Origin of the sequence: Paenibacillus sp. FSL E2-8871 (assembly GCF_038000345.1) — a bacterium.
GTDB lineage: Bacteria > Bacillota > Bacilli > Paenibacillales > Paenibacillaceae > Paenibacillus_AQ.
The window spans coordinates 6,873,093-6,887,652 of record NZ_JBBOBV010000001.1; the positions used below are offsets into that span (position 1 = coordinate 6,873,093).

The 14,560-nt window shown below is 40.3% G+C and carries 15 protein-coding genes; 11 read left to right on the forward strand and 4 right to left on the reverse strand.

Annotated features, from left to right (window positions below):
- Nucleotides 1-33: 33 nt before the first annotated feature.
- Nucleotides 34-399, reverse strand: a complete 366-nt coding sequence (locus NYE25_RS30645; RefSeq protein WP_052404224.1) for a VOC family protein — start codon at nucleotides 397-399, stop codon at nucleotides 34-36.
- Between the two features lie 204 nt (nucleotides 400-603).
- Between NYE25_RS30645 and NYE25_RS30650 the strand changes: the two genes are divergently transcribed.
- From NYE25_RS30650 to NYE25_RS30680, 7 genes are all read left to right on the forward strand, one after another.
- Nucleotides 604-2,691 (forward strand): alpha/beta hydrolase fold domain-containing protein, encoded by a 2,088-nt coding sequence (locus tag NYE25_RS30650; protein ID WP_341147640.1) that lies wholly within the window; start codon nucleotides 604-606, stop codon nucleotides 2,689-2,691.
- 181 nt (nucleotides 2,692-2,872) lie between these two features.
- Nucleotides 2,873-3,454, forward strand: coding sequence for a TetR/AcrR family transcriptional regulator (locus NYE25_RS30655; RefSeq protein WP_076283286.1), 582 nt, complete (start codon nucleotides 2,873-2,875; stop codon nucleotides 3,452-3,454).
- A 118-nt stretch (nucleotides 3,455-3,572) separates the two neighbouring features.
- Nucleotides 3,573-3,995, forward strand: a complete 423-nt coding sequence (locus NYE25_RS30660; protein ID WP_218640832.1) for an FMN-binding protein — start codon at nucleotides 3,573-3,575, stop codon at nucleotides 3,993-3,995.
- 20 nt (nucleotides 3,996-4,015) lie between these two features.
- Nucleotides 4,016-4,537 (forward strand): flavodoxin family protein, encoded by a 522-nt coding sequence (locus NYE25_RS30665; protein WP_076283284.1) that lies wholly within the window; start codon nucleotides 4,016-4,018, stop codon nucleotides 4,535-4,537.
- Nucleotides 4,538-4,671: 134 nt separating this feature from the next.
- Nucleotides 4,672-5,319, forward strand: coding sequence for a hypothetical protein (locus tag NYE25_RS30670; protein ID WP_042186601.1), 648 nt, complete (start codon nucleotides 4,672-4,674; stop codon nucleotides 5,317-5,319).
- Between the two features lie 404 nt (nucleotides 5,320-5,723).
- Nucleotides 5,724-6,533 (forward strand): acyltransferase domain-containing protein, encoded by an 810-nt coding sequence (locus NYE25_RS30675; RefSeq protein ID WP_076283283.1) that lies wholly within the window; start codon nucleotides 5,724-5,726, stop codon nucleotides 6,531-6,533.
- A 261-nt stretch (nucleotides 6,534-6,794) separates the two neighbouring features.
- Complete coding sequence (locus NYE25_RS30680) at nucleotides 6,795-8,036, forward strand: RICIN domain-containing protein (protein ID WP_371915714.1); 1,242 nt, start codon at nucleotides 6,795-6,797, stop codon at nucleotides 8,034-8,036.
- 111 nt (nucleotides 8,037-8,147) lie between these two features.
- On the opposite strand, the gene NYE25_RS30685 is transcribed toward NYE25_RS30680, so the two are convergent.
- Nucleotides 8,148-9,173, reverse strand: a complete 1,026-nt coding sequence (locus NYE25_RS30685; protein ID WP_341147641.1) for a glycosyltransferase family 8 protein — start codon at nucleotides 9,171-9,173, stop codon at nucleotides 8,148-8,150.
- A gap of 162 nt (nucleotides 9,174-9,335) precedes the next feature.
- Nucleotides 9,336-10,271, reverse strand: coding sequence for a type I pantothenate kinase (gene coaA / locus NYE25_RS30690; protein ID WP_076283280.1), 936 nt, complete (start codon nucleotides 10,269-10,271; stop codon nucleotides 9,336-9,338).
- 179 nt (nucleotides 10,272-10,450) lie between these two features.
- On the opposite strand from coaA, the gene NYE25_RS30695 reads away from it, so the two are divergent.
- Both NYE25_RS30695 and NYE25_RS30700 read left to right on the forward strand, forming a co-directional pair.
- Nucleotides 10,451-11,527, forward strand: a complete 1,077-nt coding sequence (locus NYE25_RS30695; RefSeq protein WP_341147642.1) for an alpha/beta hydrolase family protein — start codon at nucleotides 10,451-10,453, stop codon at nucleotides 11,525-11,527.
- A gap of 59 nt (nucleotides 11,528-11,586) precedes the next feature.
- Nucleotides 11,587-12,237 carry a suppressor of fused domain protein gene (locus NYE25_RS30700; RefSeq protein WP_076300815.1) on the forward strand — a complete coding sequence of 217 codons (651 nt, stop codon included), beginning with the start codon at nucleotides 11,587-11,589 and terminating at the stop codon, nucleotides 12,235-12,237.
- Between the two features lie 31 nt (nucleotides 12,238-12,268).
- Here the strand turns inward: NYE25_RS30700 and NYE25_RS30705 are convergent, their stop codons facing one another.
- Complete coding sequence (locus NYE25_RS30705) at nucleotides 12,269-12,649, reverse strand: VOC family protein (protein ID WP_341125715.1); 381 nt, start codon at nucleotides 12,647-12,649, stop codon at nucleotides 12,269-12,271.
- A 221-nt stretch (nucleotides 12,650-12,870) separates the two neighbouring features.
- Between NYE25_RS30705 and NYE25_RS30710 the strand changes: the two genes are divergently transcribed.
- On the forward strand, nucleotides 12,871-13,908 hold the full coding sequence (locus tag NYE25_RS30710; protein ID WP_341061664.1) for an NADH:flavin oxidoreductase/NADH oxidase: 1,038 nt from the start codon (nucleotides 12,871-12,873) through the stop codon (nucleotides 13,906-13,908).
- Nucleotides 13,909-14,071: 163 nt separating this feature from the next.
- A complete protein-coding gene (locus NYE25_RS30715) occupies nucleotides 14,072-14,509 on the forward strand; it encodes a MarR family winged helix-turn-helix transcriptional regulator (RefSeq protein WP_081951075.1) in 438 nt (145 codons plus the stop codon).
- The last annotated feature ends 51 nt before the right edge of the window (nucleotides 14,510-14,560 follow it).

Below are 14,560 nucleotides of genomic sequence, written 5' to 3' on the forward strand. Positions count from 1 at the left end.
GACACTTCCTTTTTTTGCTTGAAGAGTGCTAGCCTAGCTATGCTCCGCTAATTGTACCTCGAAGCCGTCCGGGTCCAGTATATATAAGAATCGCAGATGGGGATTTGGTGTGATCGGTCCGCGTGCGACGGGGATGCCTTGGCTTTTCAAATACGCTATGGCATCGTCGAGCGATTCCACTTCGAAACCAACAGAAACGCCGCATTCCGGCTTCAGTGCCGGATCACTACCCTGAATAAGCTCGATTTTGGGCTGATCCACCGTGCCTAACATAACAATTTGTTTTCCTCTACTCTCAAATCTGCGGTCAATGGGAAGCCCCAGAATCCGGTTATAAAAATCAAGGGAAGCCTCCAGATCGCGCACTCTAAGCGTTACCCAATTCATGCTCAACTTCATGATTGTAATGTCCTCCTCTATCTATTTCTATGACAAAGCCGATTCTACTTAATTATACGCTTTCTTGTTCACTAAAAGTTCGTAATATTAAACCTAATTCACGAAGGAATACATAATTGTTAAACGATGCCTTGAATTCTAGAATGATGATATTGGAATTATATTACTTTTTCAAATCCAAAATCATTCTGGGAGGTTGTCATAATGAAGCGTAGGCTTATTTACGTTCTTACGATCCTAGTAATCGTTCTATGTTCTTGGTTGTTACTGCATAACCGAGAGAATAAGAGCGCTTTAGAAAAGGGAGGAAAAGAAGTGACTAACGTGATTACTACTGACAGCAGTACATCAGCGGCTAAAGTTACTGTCAATAATGGACAAATTCCTGTTCAGTACTTGACTCCTGCTTATAAGGTTACTGTGAAAGGAGATACTTTGTATGCGAGCAAGAAGAATGAGACAGATGCTGTAGAACCGCTGAAACTCGACCTGTACGAGCCGTATGGCGATAATAACAAGAAGAGACCTGTATTTATTTTCATTCATGGTGGAGGTTATACAGAAGGGAATAAGAACGATGCAGCAGATTTTTCTACGGGATTGGCGAAGCGAGGATATGCTGTATTGTCGTCCGTTGATTATAGGCTAAAAAAAGATCCATTTACTAATTTCAGCCACACGCTTAATGACGCTTATGAAGATATAACCGATGTGATTAAATGGATCAACGATAACGCAGAGATTTACGGGATGGATGCAAGCCGTATTGTTATCGGTGGTGATTCGGCGGGGGGACATCTAGCCATAAACTTTGTCAATCAATATGTATCACAGGATCCTTCCATCATTAAATCTGTATTTTCTATTGTTGATATTTATGGCGGTGATCTGACGAAAAGTGCGGACAGCAAGCTGCCGCCGGTCCTCATCATTCATGGAACGATAGACAAACTGGTGCCGTACCAGCAAAGTGTTGAATTGGCCGAACAGCTGAAAGAGAAGGGGGTGTATCATAATCTACTCACCATGGAAGGTGTCGGACATGACTACAAGAATGATAAATACATCGATGAAATTATGGAGACGACAACACATTTTCTATGGAATGTCATGAATAGTTCTGATCTTGCAGAGCTGCCAGAGAATTCCGGGATTTCGATTGCTTCCGGCGATGCCTTTGATATTAAGCTGCCTGGGGCCTATCGCATTCCTGCGAAGGAGTCGATGAACATCGATTTGCCTGAGGGCTGGATACTTCGTGAGCAGGAGGAAGAAGACAGACTTCGGATACAGGTTCCGGAAGGCTTGGTGCGAGGAAACGATACACTGTTTGTCTCACGAGGCGAAGATCCTAAAACGGCAATGAGCTTCGCTGTCAATGTTAACGTAATCGACCCGCTGATGGTGAAATATGAGACATTTTATGATGAAGCTGCTAAGGAAATAAAAACTCATATGGATGTTACTAATCAGTCTACGAACAATTTCAATGGTTCTGTGGAAGCCGATTATGATACAGAACGTTCTACTCAGGGGACCTACAACGCCACTGTGGAGAATCTGGAATTAGGAAAGAGTGTGCGGTTAGAGATTCCTGAGCTTGCTAGAGGACAACGGACGCTTAAATCTTATAATGACATAGGTAATCTATTGCAGACGACGTTAGATTCCTTTAACGCGCTGTTGTTGCCAAAACTCAGTAAGCCCGTTGAAATTGATGGTAACCTAACAGATTGGAGTGATCTGGCTCGCTTTGATGTGAAGGATATCAAAATCAATTGGCGAGGTAAGCAGGATATCAGTGCGACCGGTTCCTTAGCTTGGGACGAGGATAACCTTTATCTAGGGGTAGAAGTTATAGATGACAAGCATGAACAGTCGGCATCAGGCGATGCCATTTGGAGTGGGGACAGCATTCAGATTGGGATTGGTATTGCAAACTTAGACGGAACGGTACCCTCGGAGTATCATGAACTAGGTGTGGCTCGGGGAAATGCAGGGAATTTACTCAAGTGGCGCTGGCTAACCCCAATGGGATTCAATATAAATGATGCCCTAGAGCTAAAGTATGCGGTGAGTCGTTCAGATTCAACAACCAGCTACGAATTAGCCATACCCTGGCGTGAACTGAGCCATGACATTACGCAGGTGAAGCAAGGAATGAAGCTTAAGTTTTCGCTGCTGGTCAATGATAATGACGGCGAGGGGCGTAGAGGCTGGCTGGAATACAATAGTGGCATAGGTTCTTCGAAGGATGTTAATGCCTTCGGGGATCTGTACCTGATGGATTAAGAGGATCTCATGAAACTATAAGTTTCTGTAACTATCGGGAAAACGGCAGAGATGCCGTTTTTTTATTTTATTGTCGCTCAATGAACGAAAAGATAACAAATAAGTTTTGCATTGACACATCCAACTTTTGACATTATGATATGAATGAAAAAATAATTATTCATTCATGGAGATGCGGAAAGTGGAAGATAAAAAAACAAAGATTTATGATTGTGGGAAAGAGATATTTAGCAATAAAGGTTTTAAGGATACGAATGTCTCGGACATTACAAAAAAAGCTGGAATAGCTATAGGAACTTTTTACAATTATTATCCTTCTAAGGAAAAGCTTTTTATGGATATCTTTCTTGAAGAAAATGCGAAACTCAAAAAAAACTGTATGGAATCCCTTGACATGACCCAAAGCCCTGTGATTGTAATTCGGCAGATGATGGCACTCAATGTGGAAGGCATAATATCCAACCCCATTCTAAAGGAATGGTACAACAAAAGTGTTTTTGGGAAAATCGAACAGCTTTATCGAGAAGAAACCGGCATTCAGGTGAACGATTTCTTATATGACAGCTTCCATGAAATTGTGCAGCAATGGCAAACCGAAGGCAAGATGCGAAGCGATATGGACAGCAAAATGATTATGATGGTCTTCGCCGCCATGATCAATGTGGAAACCCACAAGGAAGAAATAGGACTGGAGTTCTTTCCACAACTACTGGACCATATGATGGAACTAATCATGAAGGGTCTTACAGACTGCCCCAAATAGAACGAATGAGGCAGTTTTTTTATCTCTTAAAGTGAATGAATATAATAATATTCATTCAAAAACTGAGAAGAGGGGCATGCGAATGAACATTGTTGTAAGAAGTAAAAGGAAGATCTCAATGTGGATGGTTATACTGATCATCTTCGTCGTGATTGTAGTCATCGTATGGGGAGGGATTCTCTTAAGCGCTCCAGGGAGGCGTGAAGTTCAGAAGCTTACTATCAACGTCATTGATTTCCAAAAGCTGCGTGATGGAACCTATGTGGGAGAATATATCGGCACAAAGGATCATTCCAGAGATACCAAGGTTCAGGCATCAATATCTGAGGGTCAAATTTTAGATATTAAAATATTCAAAGGCGCTTTAGATAAAAATGGAAATCCGCTGAAAATGAAGGGGGGGATAAGCATTGGTGATTTGTTTAGACATGTGATTGAATCACAATCCCTTCAGGTAGACGTTATTAGTGGGGCAACGCTTACCTCTAAAGCACATCTTAAGGCACTAGAAAATGCACTGGAGCAAGCAAAGACGAAATAATTCGTTTCAGGAGGGCTAAGATGAACATTGCAGTCATATCGTATTCATTCACAGGCAACAATGATGCATTAGCTGGCAGTGTGGCTAAAGAACTGTCATCTGAATATTTTCAGATTTCTGAATCCAAGCCGCGGACATTGAGTTCCATTACAATGGATATGATTTTCAGCAGGATACCGTTGGTACAGCCATCACCTAATGTATTAGTGAAGTATGATTTGATCCTCTTTTTCGGGCCGATCTGGATGGGGCAAGTGGCCACACCACTCCGACCCTATTTAAAGCATTTGAAAACAAACCCGAACAAGTATGGTTTTATTTCAATCAGTGGCGGAGCGGACGGACCCAACACGAAGGTACCAGGCGAACTCAGGAAAAGAACTGGGGCTGATCCCGTTGTATTTATAGATCTGTATATCGCTGACTTAATATCGACGAATCCTAAACCGACACGAAAAGCTACTTCTGCTTACAAGTTAGATCCTGGGGATATCAAACAATTAACCAGTATAGTAGTGAAGAAAATAATGGATGTGACTTAAGTAAGAGTTGACCCATAAATAAACGGCAGAGATGCCGTTTATTTATTTTCTCCTCAACTGGTAGGAATTTGTCTATTATTAAAGTGTCAGTTCAATTCACTAGATGGTATGATAGGAGCGGGAGGGAATTTAAAATGACCAATGAGATAACAAATGAGAACGAAGAAACATTAAACGAGAACGAGGAAATAACCAATGATCCAGAAATGTCTGAGGAGGATATGAATAAGCTAGTGATGGCTGTTCATCATAACGGTCTCGTAGCTTTGAGAGTGCACTTTCAAGACGTTGAAGGACAAGTGTTGAATATGGAGGCCTACGGCCCGGTTTTTGTTTTTCACGTAAAGTCTGAGTTAGACCATGTCTATTCTTGTGGCTTTTTTCTGCGTGAATTGATTGCAAGATTCCAATCGGGTAAGGATCCTGCAGCATGGATGGCTTCATTCTTTGTTGATCTGATGAAGATTGAGGGAGGCAAAACGCTTCCAAAACCGCCTTCAAGTGAAGAAGAAGCTAAAGCGATCATAGACAATGTATTAGTCCCGCAATGTATAAAAGAAATCACCGAAGAATTTGCGCCAGAAGATGTACATGTTGGTCTAGCTTGGAACGAAAAACTAGGTCCGGTTTTCGAGGCTGGATTTCCAGCGATAAGCGATGGGAATAACGTTTGTGCGTTCCCACTGCATTTATTGTTAACGCACTTGCAATTGAATCGGGATCCTTCCGAGCTGCTTGTTCAAGGCATGTATAACATCCGTAAGGAACATGGATTGGAGTAAAACAGGCTCAGAGCCCTGGCCATCCATAAAACAAAGAAACGGCAGAAATGCCGTTTCTTTGTTTTATTTTATGAGTTTTTACAATCCGTTGAGTCAATTCACTTTAGAAGCGCTTTTGAAATTCTAATCTTTTTGATGGGCATCCGTATATGGTGGATACTACCATTGATTATTTCGCGCAATCTTCCAAATCGATGGGACTTTTGGTACCACAGCCGCCATCGGAGAGCTATTACTGCAAAGCCATGAGGAGTGCGGTCAACGATTCCGTTGACAACAGAAGCACTTGATTCTATATTATGCACAACACGATATGGATTCTATAGTTATGAATTTAGCATTCCAGCGCGTGAGAATGTATAATTAAGGCTATGATTTAACGTAGTCTTTTAGGAGGTTTTCTAGTGAACATCAGAGCATTGTGTGAAGGGATAAAGCTTGATCCAGCGGCTAGACAGCAGGTTTATGAGTTTCAGATGAAAGAGGATGAATATCTAGTTTATAAACAACATTTTTATTTTGACAGATTTTCTTTTTTTGAATCTGTGAAAGCATCGGAGGGCTATCGAAAGCAACTATTATATTTATTTGTGAGATTCGCAGTAGATGCTTATGAAGAGTATCGTATTCGTAACATTGAGGATGAGATCTATTATGATACATTCTCAGATATTCAGATCTGGTGCATGCAATGTCTACGTGATTACGGTGAATATGGTATTGAAGAATATAACTGGCTGCAAGAGCATGTTCAGCTTCGTTTATTTCGTTTGGGAAGAATGCAATTTCAACCTTTTGCGATGGACCGCGATTTAGTTGTTGATGGTTGTAAAATCTTTACCAATCAAATCGTGCTTAATGTGCACATTCCAGCGGGAGAGCCTTTATCCGTTCAAAGTGTCGAGGAATCCTTTCAGTTAGCCAGATTTTTTTTTAGAGGTATAACTCCAGTGTTTATTTGTCATTCATGGCTGCTTGATCCGGAATTAAGTGAGATTTTGAATCCAGAATCGAACATTATTCAGTTTCAAAGTCGGTTCTACATTTATGAAGTCGATAAAAGTTCCAAGGAAGCAGAAGAAAGAATATTTAGTAAACTAAGTATGACCCCTCAAGAGTACGAAGAGAACACCCAACTGCAACGGCGTGCAAAAGCCTTTTTAATTGCAGGAGGTAAACTAGGAAGTGGCTATGGGATTAAAGTACATAAGTAAGGTTGAAATCTTGGCATATTACGGATAGAGAAGACGTACACTGCAAATGAAGTGATGCGTTAACCTGACTCTGGCTGTAATAGCTGGTTTTGGGGATAGTGTTTTGTTTTATCCAAAAACGAAACCGGTTTCAGATGTACGAGCGCGCCGTGCAATGAAATCAATAAGATCAAAGAGGTGATTCCATTGGGCTGACCCTGGGCAGATATCGTCTTAAGCATTCCTGTGTCCTATAATTTTTTCATTTATTAGGAGGAGACGATGATGTTGAGAAAAGGAAAAATGCTAAGTCTATTTCTGCTGTTTACACTCATGATTGCTCTAGTGCCTACAGGTAATTCAAGTGCAGCCTCGAACTGGAATCTGGTATGGAGTGATGAATTTGACGGGAATTCTCTGAATACTGGTAACTGGTCCGCCGAAATCGGCACAGGGAGCGGTGGCTGGGGTAACAATGAACTTCAGTACTATACTAGTCGTTCGCAGAACCTGCAAGTTACGGGTGGAAATCTGGTTATTACAGCGCAAAAAGAATCCTACGGTGGAATGAATTACACCTCTGCACGGATCAAAACACAAGGACTCAAAAGTTTTACCTATGGGAAAATCGAAGCTAGAGTTAAGGTGCCTTCGGGTCAAGGACTCTGGCCGGCATTTTGGATGCTTGGATCAAATATTGATACAGTAGGTTGGCCTAAATCCGGTGAAACAGACATTATGGAACGTGTGAACAATAATGCTTTTGTTAATGGGACGGTACACTGGGATGCCAATGGGCATGCCGAGTATGGGCAGGTATCCGGAAATCTGGATTTCTCTCAATACCATGTGTACAGCGTTGAATGGGATGCGAATTATATCAAGTGGTTTGTAGATGGCAACCAATTTAATGCTTTTTATATCGAGAATGGAACGGGAAATACGGAGGAGTTCCAAAAACCCTTCTTTATCCTGCTAAACCTTGCTGTTGGTGGGAATTGGCCTGGAAGTCCAAACGCTTCAACTGCTTTCCCGGCGCAAATGCTGGTTGATTATGTACGGGTGTATCAATCCGCGCCTACCTCAAACATCGTTAGTGGTGGGATTTATACTTTAGCCGACAAGGCTAGTGGCAAGGTTCTGGACGTAGTGGATGTGTCCACAGCAAGTGGGGCAAAGATGCAGCAATGGACCAATTACACAGCCAATAATCAGAAATTCAAGGTGGAAAGTACGGGAGACGGCTACTATAAGCTGACAGCAGTGCATAGTGGAAAAGTATTGGATGTGCCAAACTCATCAACCGCCAGCGGCGTACAGTTGCAGCAATGGGATGACAATGGTACCAACGCTCAGCGGTGGAGCATTGTAGATGTAGGGGGTGGCTACTACAAACTAATTTCTAAAGTGAGTGGATTAGCTATGGATGTAAACGGAGCCTCAACCGCAGATGGCGCAGCGGTTCAGCAGTGGACGGATAATGGTAGCGATGCTCAGAAATGGTTTTTTACTAAAGTGAACTAAAGAATCTATTATACGATCATGTTTAAGAAAAACGGCAGAGATGCCGTTTTTCAGAATGACGAGAAACCCAATTCACTGGATGGCCTTGGGTTTCTCGAGATCCTGCAGCCCCTATCTAATAGGGGCTGTATTTTTACGGTTAATACGTCGTTGATATTGAATTCTTGTGTTGATTACTGTCCCTTTTCTTCTCCTAATCGTTCTAATTAATTTCAATTGAAACAGCGAAAGGGGCGAGATTCTTGTGCGAATAATTTTAATTCTACGTTTATAAATGATTCGTCTATTACTTTTTCGCATGAACCGCCGCTTAACATAGCTGACCTTCCGTCTTCTTCGTTTTAATTTGGCTTTAAAAGTTCTCCAAGGGGTTAAATTTAGGAACTTGCGATACAGCGCAAACCCTGAGGAGTCTTTATTCCAGCATTTCTCATCCCCGGCAAAATGGACAATTTTATTATTATAGTCATGATTTGGGATGGCCATGTTAAATGAATTAAAACGGATATCGAGTGGGAGGTAATTCGCTCCAAAAACCGCATTTAAAACATCCTGGTCAGGCATGGTGACATCAGGGAAAGTGCGCAAGAAGTTCAGCATCTCTTGGTACCAGTTCGTATTCTGGCGGATATTATTCAAAGCAAATACGATCACTCCAGAATTAAAATAAATCTCGGGATTCAGCCCTTTGGCGCTCACAATAGGTGCAACATCCATAATGCCCTGATCCCAAATCGCCCCTAAATATTTTTCATTCAGCTCGACCTGCCACAGCTCCGCGATGTCTATGTTTACCAATACATCACAATCCAGATAAATAATTTTGTCAGAAGGAATTAACGCGGGAAGCAGCAATCGGTACATACTTGCATGTGTCCACATATCGATAGAATTAATATTGGCAAGAACCTGGAGCATATCTTCGGGTAAAGTAATCGAATAAAAGCTAATCGTATGCTGATGTTTAGTGGTTAATCTGGTGAGCTTTCGCTTGTTAACTTCGGTTAAAGAGGCATCATGTAAAATATGAACATGGATTGGGGAACTTGTATGATGAAAAACTGACGCTAAAACGACACCGGCATGCTCTACATATTTTCCATCCTTATCTTGAAAGGCCAAGGCAATTTCGATCATATGATTTATCCTCTCTCTACATTAGTGTACGAATGTACCACAGTATACGTTTGCCCTGGCGAGAGGATAAAGGCATTACACCTACGATATTCACCCAATTTTTTTTGTACATAAAAAAACCAAGCTCTGCAAATCAGAGGCTTGGTTTATGAAAGCACTTATTTATTTTCGCAGCTTAATGCGATCTATGTGATGATTGTTATTTTTAAATAGAATAAGATCTGCACGATTTCTGGTAGGTAAAATATTGTGTATCAAATTTTTAAAATTGATTTCTTTCCATATTCTTTTCGAGATCTCGATAGATTCTTCTAGTGATAACTGTGCATATTTTTTAAAATAAGATTGCTCATCTTGGAAGGCGGTATCTCTAAGCTTAATAAACCGGTCAATATACCATTTCTCAATATTATTCACATCAGCATCCACATAAATTGAAAAATCAAAGAAATCAGATACAAAATAGTTTGGCATACTTTGATTAATTGTCAAACTAGTCTGAAGAACATTTAATCCTTCAACAATTAGGATGTCCGGGTTCTCGATCGTAATACATTCATTTGGCACGATATCATAAGTTAGATGCGAATATACAGGGCTTTGAACACCCGAAACACCAGACTTCACTTTAGTTAAAAATGAAATTAAACTACGTGTGTCATAGCTTTCAGGAAATCCCTTTTTCTTCATGATTCCACGCTTTTCCAGCTCAGCATTGGGAAGTAGGAACCCGTCAGTCGTAACTAAATCTACTTTTGGATGAGAAGGTAATTGAGAGAGGAGCTTCTGAAGAAGTCTAGCGGTTGTACTCTTGCCAACAGCGACACTTCCGGCGATGCCTATGATAAATGGACCTTTTTTAAGATCGTTATTAAGAAAGTGATTTATAGAATCTTTAAATGTATGAGAGGCTTGAAGCTGCAAATGTATCAATTGGGATAGAGGAAGATAGACCTCATTTACATCCTCAATCGAAATTTTATCGTTAATACTTTGGATATCGCTAAGCTCTTCTTCTGATAATTGGATAGCGGTGAAATCGCTTAGCTTCTTCCAATCCTCACGTAAATAAAGTGTATATGCTGAATTATTCACCATTAAAGTTTCCACATCCCTGAGTTTTTTAAAGATTCACCTGCACTTAGGTATTATAACCGTTCATTCAACTTGATTCCATTCATAGCAATCGACATTAGTATGGACATTATTGAGAATTCATTTCAATAAATAGGAAAATAAATTAAAATATAGTGAACGAGGAAGAATGGAGTGGAACCATGGGAGTTTTTCGAAAAGTTGAAGTATTAACGGATTACACGCGCAAGGGTACGTTCCAAGAAGAGTCAGAGCCCAGAAAAATCGTGATAAGTATTTATTATCCGGATACGGATGGTTTGCTCGATAACAACGAATCTGAAATGAAATATATGGATCTTTTCCGGCCCTGTGAACAACATGCAAGAGAAATTCTACAAGATATTGGAATGAATATGGATATCATAGATGGATTATCTACCTCAATCAGCGAGGGAGCATTGCAACAAAAATCTAAACGATCCTATCCTGTCATTATCTACTCTCCTGCACTAGGCTTAGATAGAGATATGTATATTTACAATATACAAGCGCTGGTAAAGCGAGAATTTATAGTGGTAACCGTCAGTGCTGCTTATGAAGCCATGTTTACAGTTAGTCCAAGTGGAGAATTTATGAATCAATCAGAGGTCATGAGGACAATACAGGCTACAGATTATAGCGAATTACATCACTTAATTTCTATTCGAAAAAAGGATATAAAGTATGTATTAGATCACCTATCCAATCTGAATTCAAGAATGGAAAGTTTGGATATGGACAAGGTTGGCATTGTTGGACATTCAATCGGTGGTGCTACTGCATTAGATTTAACTATGGAAGATGATAGAATTAAAGCCGCAGTTTTATTAGATGCAAGTATGCATTTATATATTGAGAATGAAGTGAAGAATACCGTACCCCTGCTTGTAATAAGGCAAAAAGCTTCTACTTTAGAATCCTTAAGCATTATTTTACAGGAAAAAATAGCAAATGATTTCATCAAAGGACAAGAGAAGCTTTTCCGGAATTGGAATGGATATAAGTCTTTTTTGAAAATACGAAAGGCAACGCATATGTCCTTTAGTGATATGCCTCTTTTTGAGGAGGACGAGACTTTATATCATAGAACTTGTGGGATTCATAATCAGATAAATGAGCTTGTCGCTAATTTTTTTCAGGAGCATCTATTGAATCAGGGTAATGCTTATTCTATATTCATTAGTTATAATCATAGTGATTTCTGTGTGATCAATGGCAGTGGAGATGAAATTCTGTAATCTAGTAATAAATCCACTTCGTTTATACCGATAAACATATATAAGGGAGGGGATTATAAATGCATTCAGCTCAGTCTCATCAGATAATATGTAATCATATTGAACAATACATAGGGGTTATTGATAATGTTTTTAAAGAGGTTATTTCAGATGTTCTGTCCATTGATATTCTAATCGTTAACCCGACGCCTGAGCGGAATTACTATACTTTAATTACATCAGGAATGAGTGAATTTGCGATGCAGGTTCCAGATGGTGCAGAAGAATATCAATTTACTGAATTAATGATTTGCCTTCCTCCTACATGGAAGCTGTCTGATGAGGCTTTTAAGGACGAAAGAAATTATTGGCCTGTACGTGCGCTAAAAACAACGGCTAGGTTTCCACATGAATATAATACTTGGCTCTATATGGGGCATACGCTAGTAAACGGTAATCCAGTAAAGCCTTATAGTGAGGATACAGGATTTCAAGGGATGTTTGTGTGGGTGCCAGATGTTGAAGATACAGCTGGATTTTTTAATTTGGAAATGAACAGTGAGAAAGTTGTGCACTTCTATACTTTAATTCCGCTTTATGGAGAAGAGTTAGATTATAAAGTTAAGCATGGCGAGGAAGAACTTCTTAATAAGTTAAATAAGATTGGGGTCACCGATGTTCTGAATCCTTCCCGTAAAAATAGCTGTAAGAAGATATTTGGACTCTTTTAAAAATAAGAAAAACGGCCGAGGGCCGTTTTTTTTATCCTTTAATCCCAAAAGCAATCCAGCGCCCATCAACATCTTCAATAACAAATTCCTTGTTATTATAGTCGGTGTTTGCTAATGCTCGGACAATGTTAACACCAGCCGCTTCAAATTCTTTCTCCAACTGCTTTTGCTGTTTCGTAATAAAATAGGCATCGTAACCATAGCCATACAATTCTCGATTAGGAATAACCCTTTGTCCTTGGGATTGAGTAAGGATAATTTCTGTATCATCACGATAGAGGCAAACATGCGGTTCTTCCGTATCTAAATAGGGCACAACTTGAAAGCCTAAGTACTGATTGTAATAAGCAGCGGTGCGCTCAATATTCAGGGTAGGAAAGATACTATGTGATTGTAAAAGCTTTTTGTCCACTTGTGAGTTCATCCTTTCTAAGAAAATAGATACCCATATATTACCTTGGGGCTAAGATTTCAACAATACGTGGAGTTATTAAACCGCAGGAGACATTCATGGTTGACACCATAGTTATTCTATACTAATATACATGCATGAGCATGCATTAATTAATTTCTGCTAAAACATGTTTTTAATGTTCATAATAAATTTAGTTTTTTATAAAGAGGAGAGATATCATGAAGAACTTGTTTACCCCTTATGAAATGAAGGATTTGAAATTGAAGAACCGCGTGGTTATGCCTCCAATGTGTCAGTATTCAGTGACTAACAAGGACGGAATTGCTACCGATTGGCATTATAATCATTACGTAAGCCGCGCCATTGGAGGAACAGGATTAATTATTATTGAAATGACCGATGTAGAGCCTGATGGCCGAATTACTGATTTTGACCTTGGCATTTGGTCCGATGAGCAAATACCTGGATTGGCTAGAATTGTTGATGCTTGTCATGCTTATGGGGCAAAAGTAGGTATTCAAATTGCTCATGCTGGGCGTAAGGCTGAAGATGCAGCAGTTCCTGTATCCTCTTCTGCCGTTCCATTTGATGCTGACTCCAAAACACCACGTGCCCTAACGACTGAAGAAGTGAAGGGTATGGTTGAAAAATTTCGGTTGGGCGTGAAGCGTGCGATTCAAGCGGGGTTTGATGTTATCGAGCTTCATGGTGCGCACGGTTACCTTATTCATCAGTTCCATTCACCACTAACGAATCAAAGAACAGATGAATATGGCCAAGATTTGACCTTGTTTGGTACTGAAATCATTCGTGCAGCGAAAAGTGAAATGCCTGAAGGAATGCCATTGATCATGCGTATCTCAGCTCAAGAATATGTAGAGGGCGGATACGGCATTAAAGAAAGCTTGGCATTTAGTAAAGCTTATAAAGAAGCTGGCGCAGATATTTTCCATATCAGTGCAGGTGGTGAAGGTCCTATCGCGGCTGCTGGCAAGCCAGGAACACATGCGGCGTATCAAGTTCCTTTGGCAAGAGAGATCAAATATGGTTTGAATGTACCGGTGATTGCTGTAGGCAGATTGGATGAACCTGCTCTTGCTAATGCAGTCATTGGGAATGAGGAAGCAGATCTTGTTGCGGTTGGTCGGGGGATGCTGAGAAATCCATATTGGACGCTGGAGGCTGGGGTTGAGCTTCAGCAAGACCCTAGTATTCCTCGGCAGTATGCCTTTGGATTTCCTAGAATTAAAGGCTAAGGAATAACAAACTAAATGGAATCAATTGGAAAGACCGACTTCTTGGAGAAACGGTCTTTTCTCTTTTTTGGATTAAGCTTGGCACAATGGATGTGGAGTGTAGTACTATTATATAGAAGAAAAAATTCATGAATAGTCATACGCTCAGGAGATGAAGAGATAGATGGACAAAATTCTTAACAATGACCTTATCGCGAATTGGTTGACGTTAACGCATATACAAATGAATGTGACGAATGAATTAGAAGTTAATTTGCAAGCGAATCATGGATTATCTTTAAAAGAGTTCTACTTGTTATTATTCTTGTCGGAAGCCCCAGAGAAAAAACTGAAATTGCAGAAACTTGAATCCATGGTTGGTTTAAGCCAAAGTGCCGTTTCACGTCTAGTTAGCCGGTTTGAAGCCAAGGGCTGCGGAGCCTTAGAGAGAAAAGCATGCGACAGTGATCGCAGAAGTATTTATACCTCCCTAACCTCCATTGGTGAGGCCAAGCTCATCCGTGCACAAGAAACCTTTAAAGACACGCTAATGAAGGCATTCCCGGAAAAAGATGTAGAACAGCTTCTAGCGCAAATGCTTCGTATGAAGCAGCAATCATGAATCAGCTCAAAAAAACCTCTGTTTAGGTAAATGGATCGTATCTCCATTTCC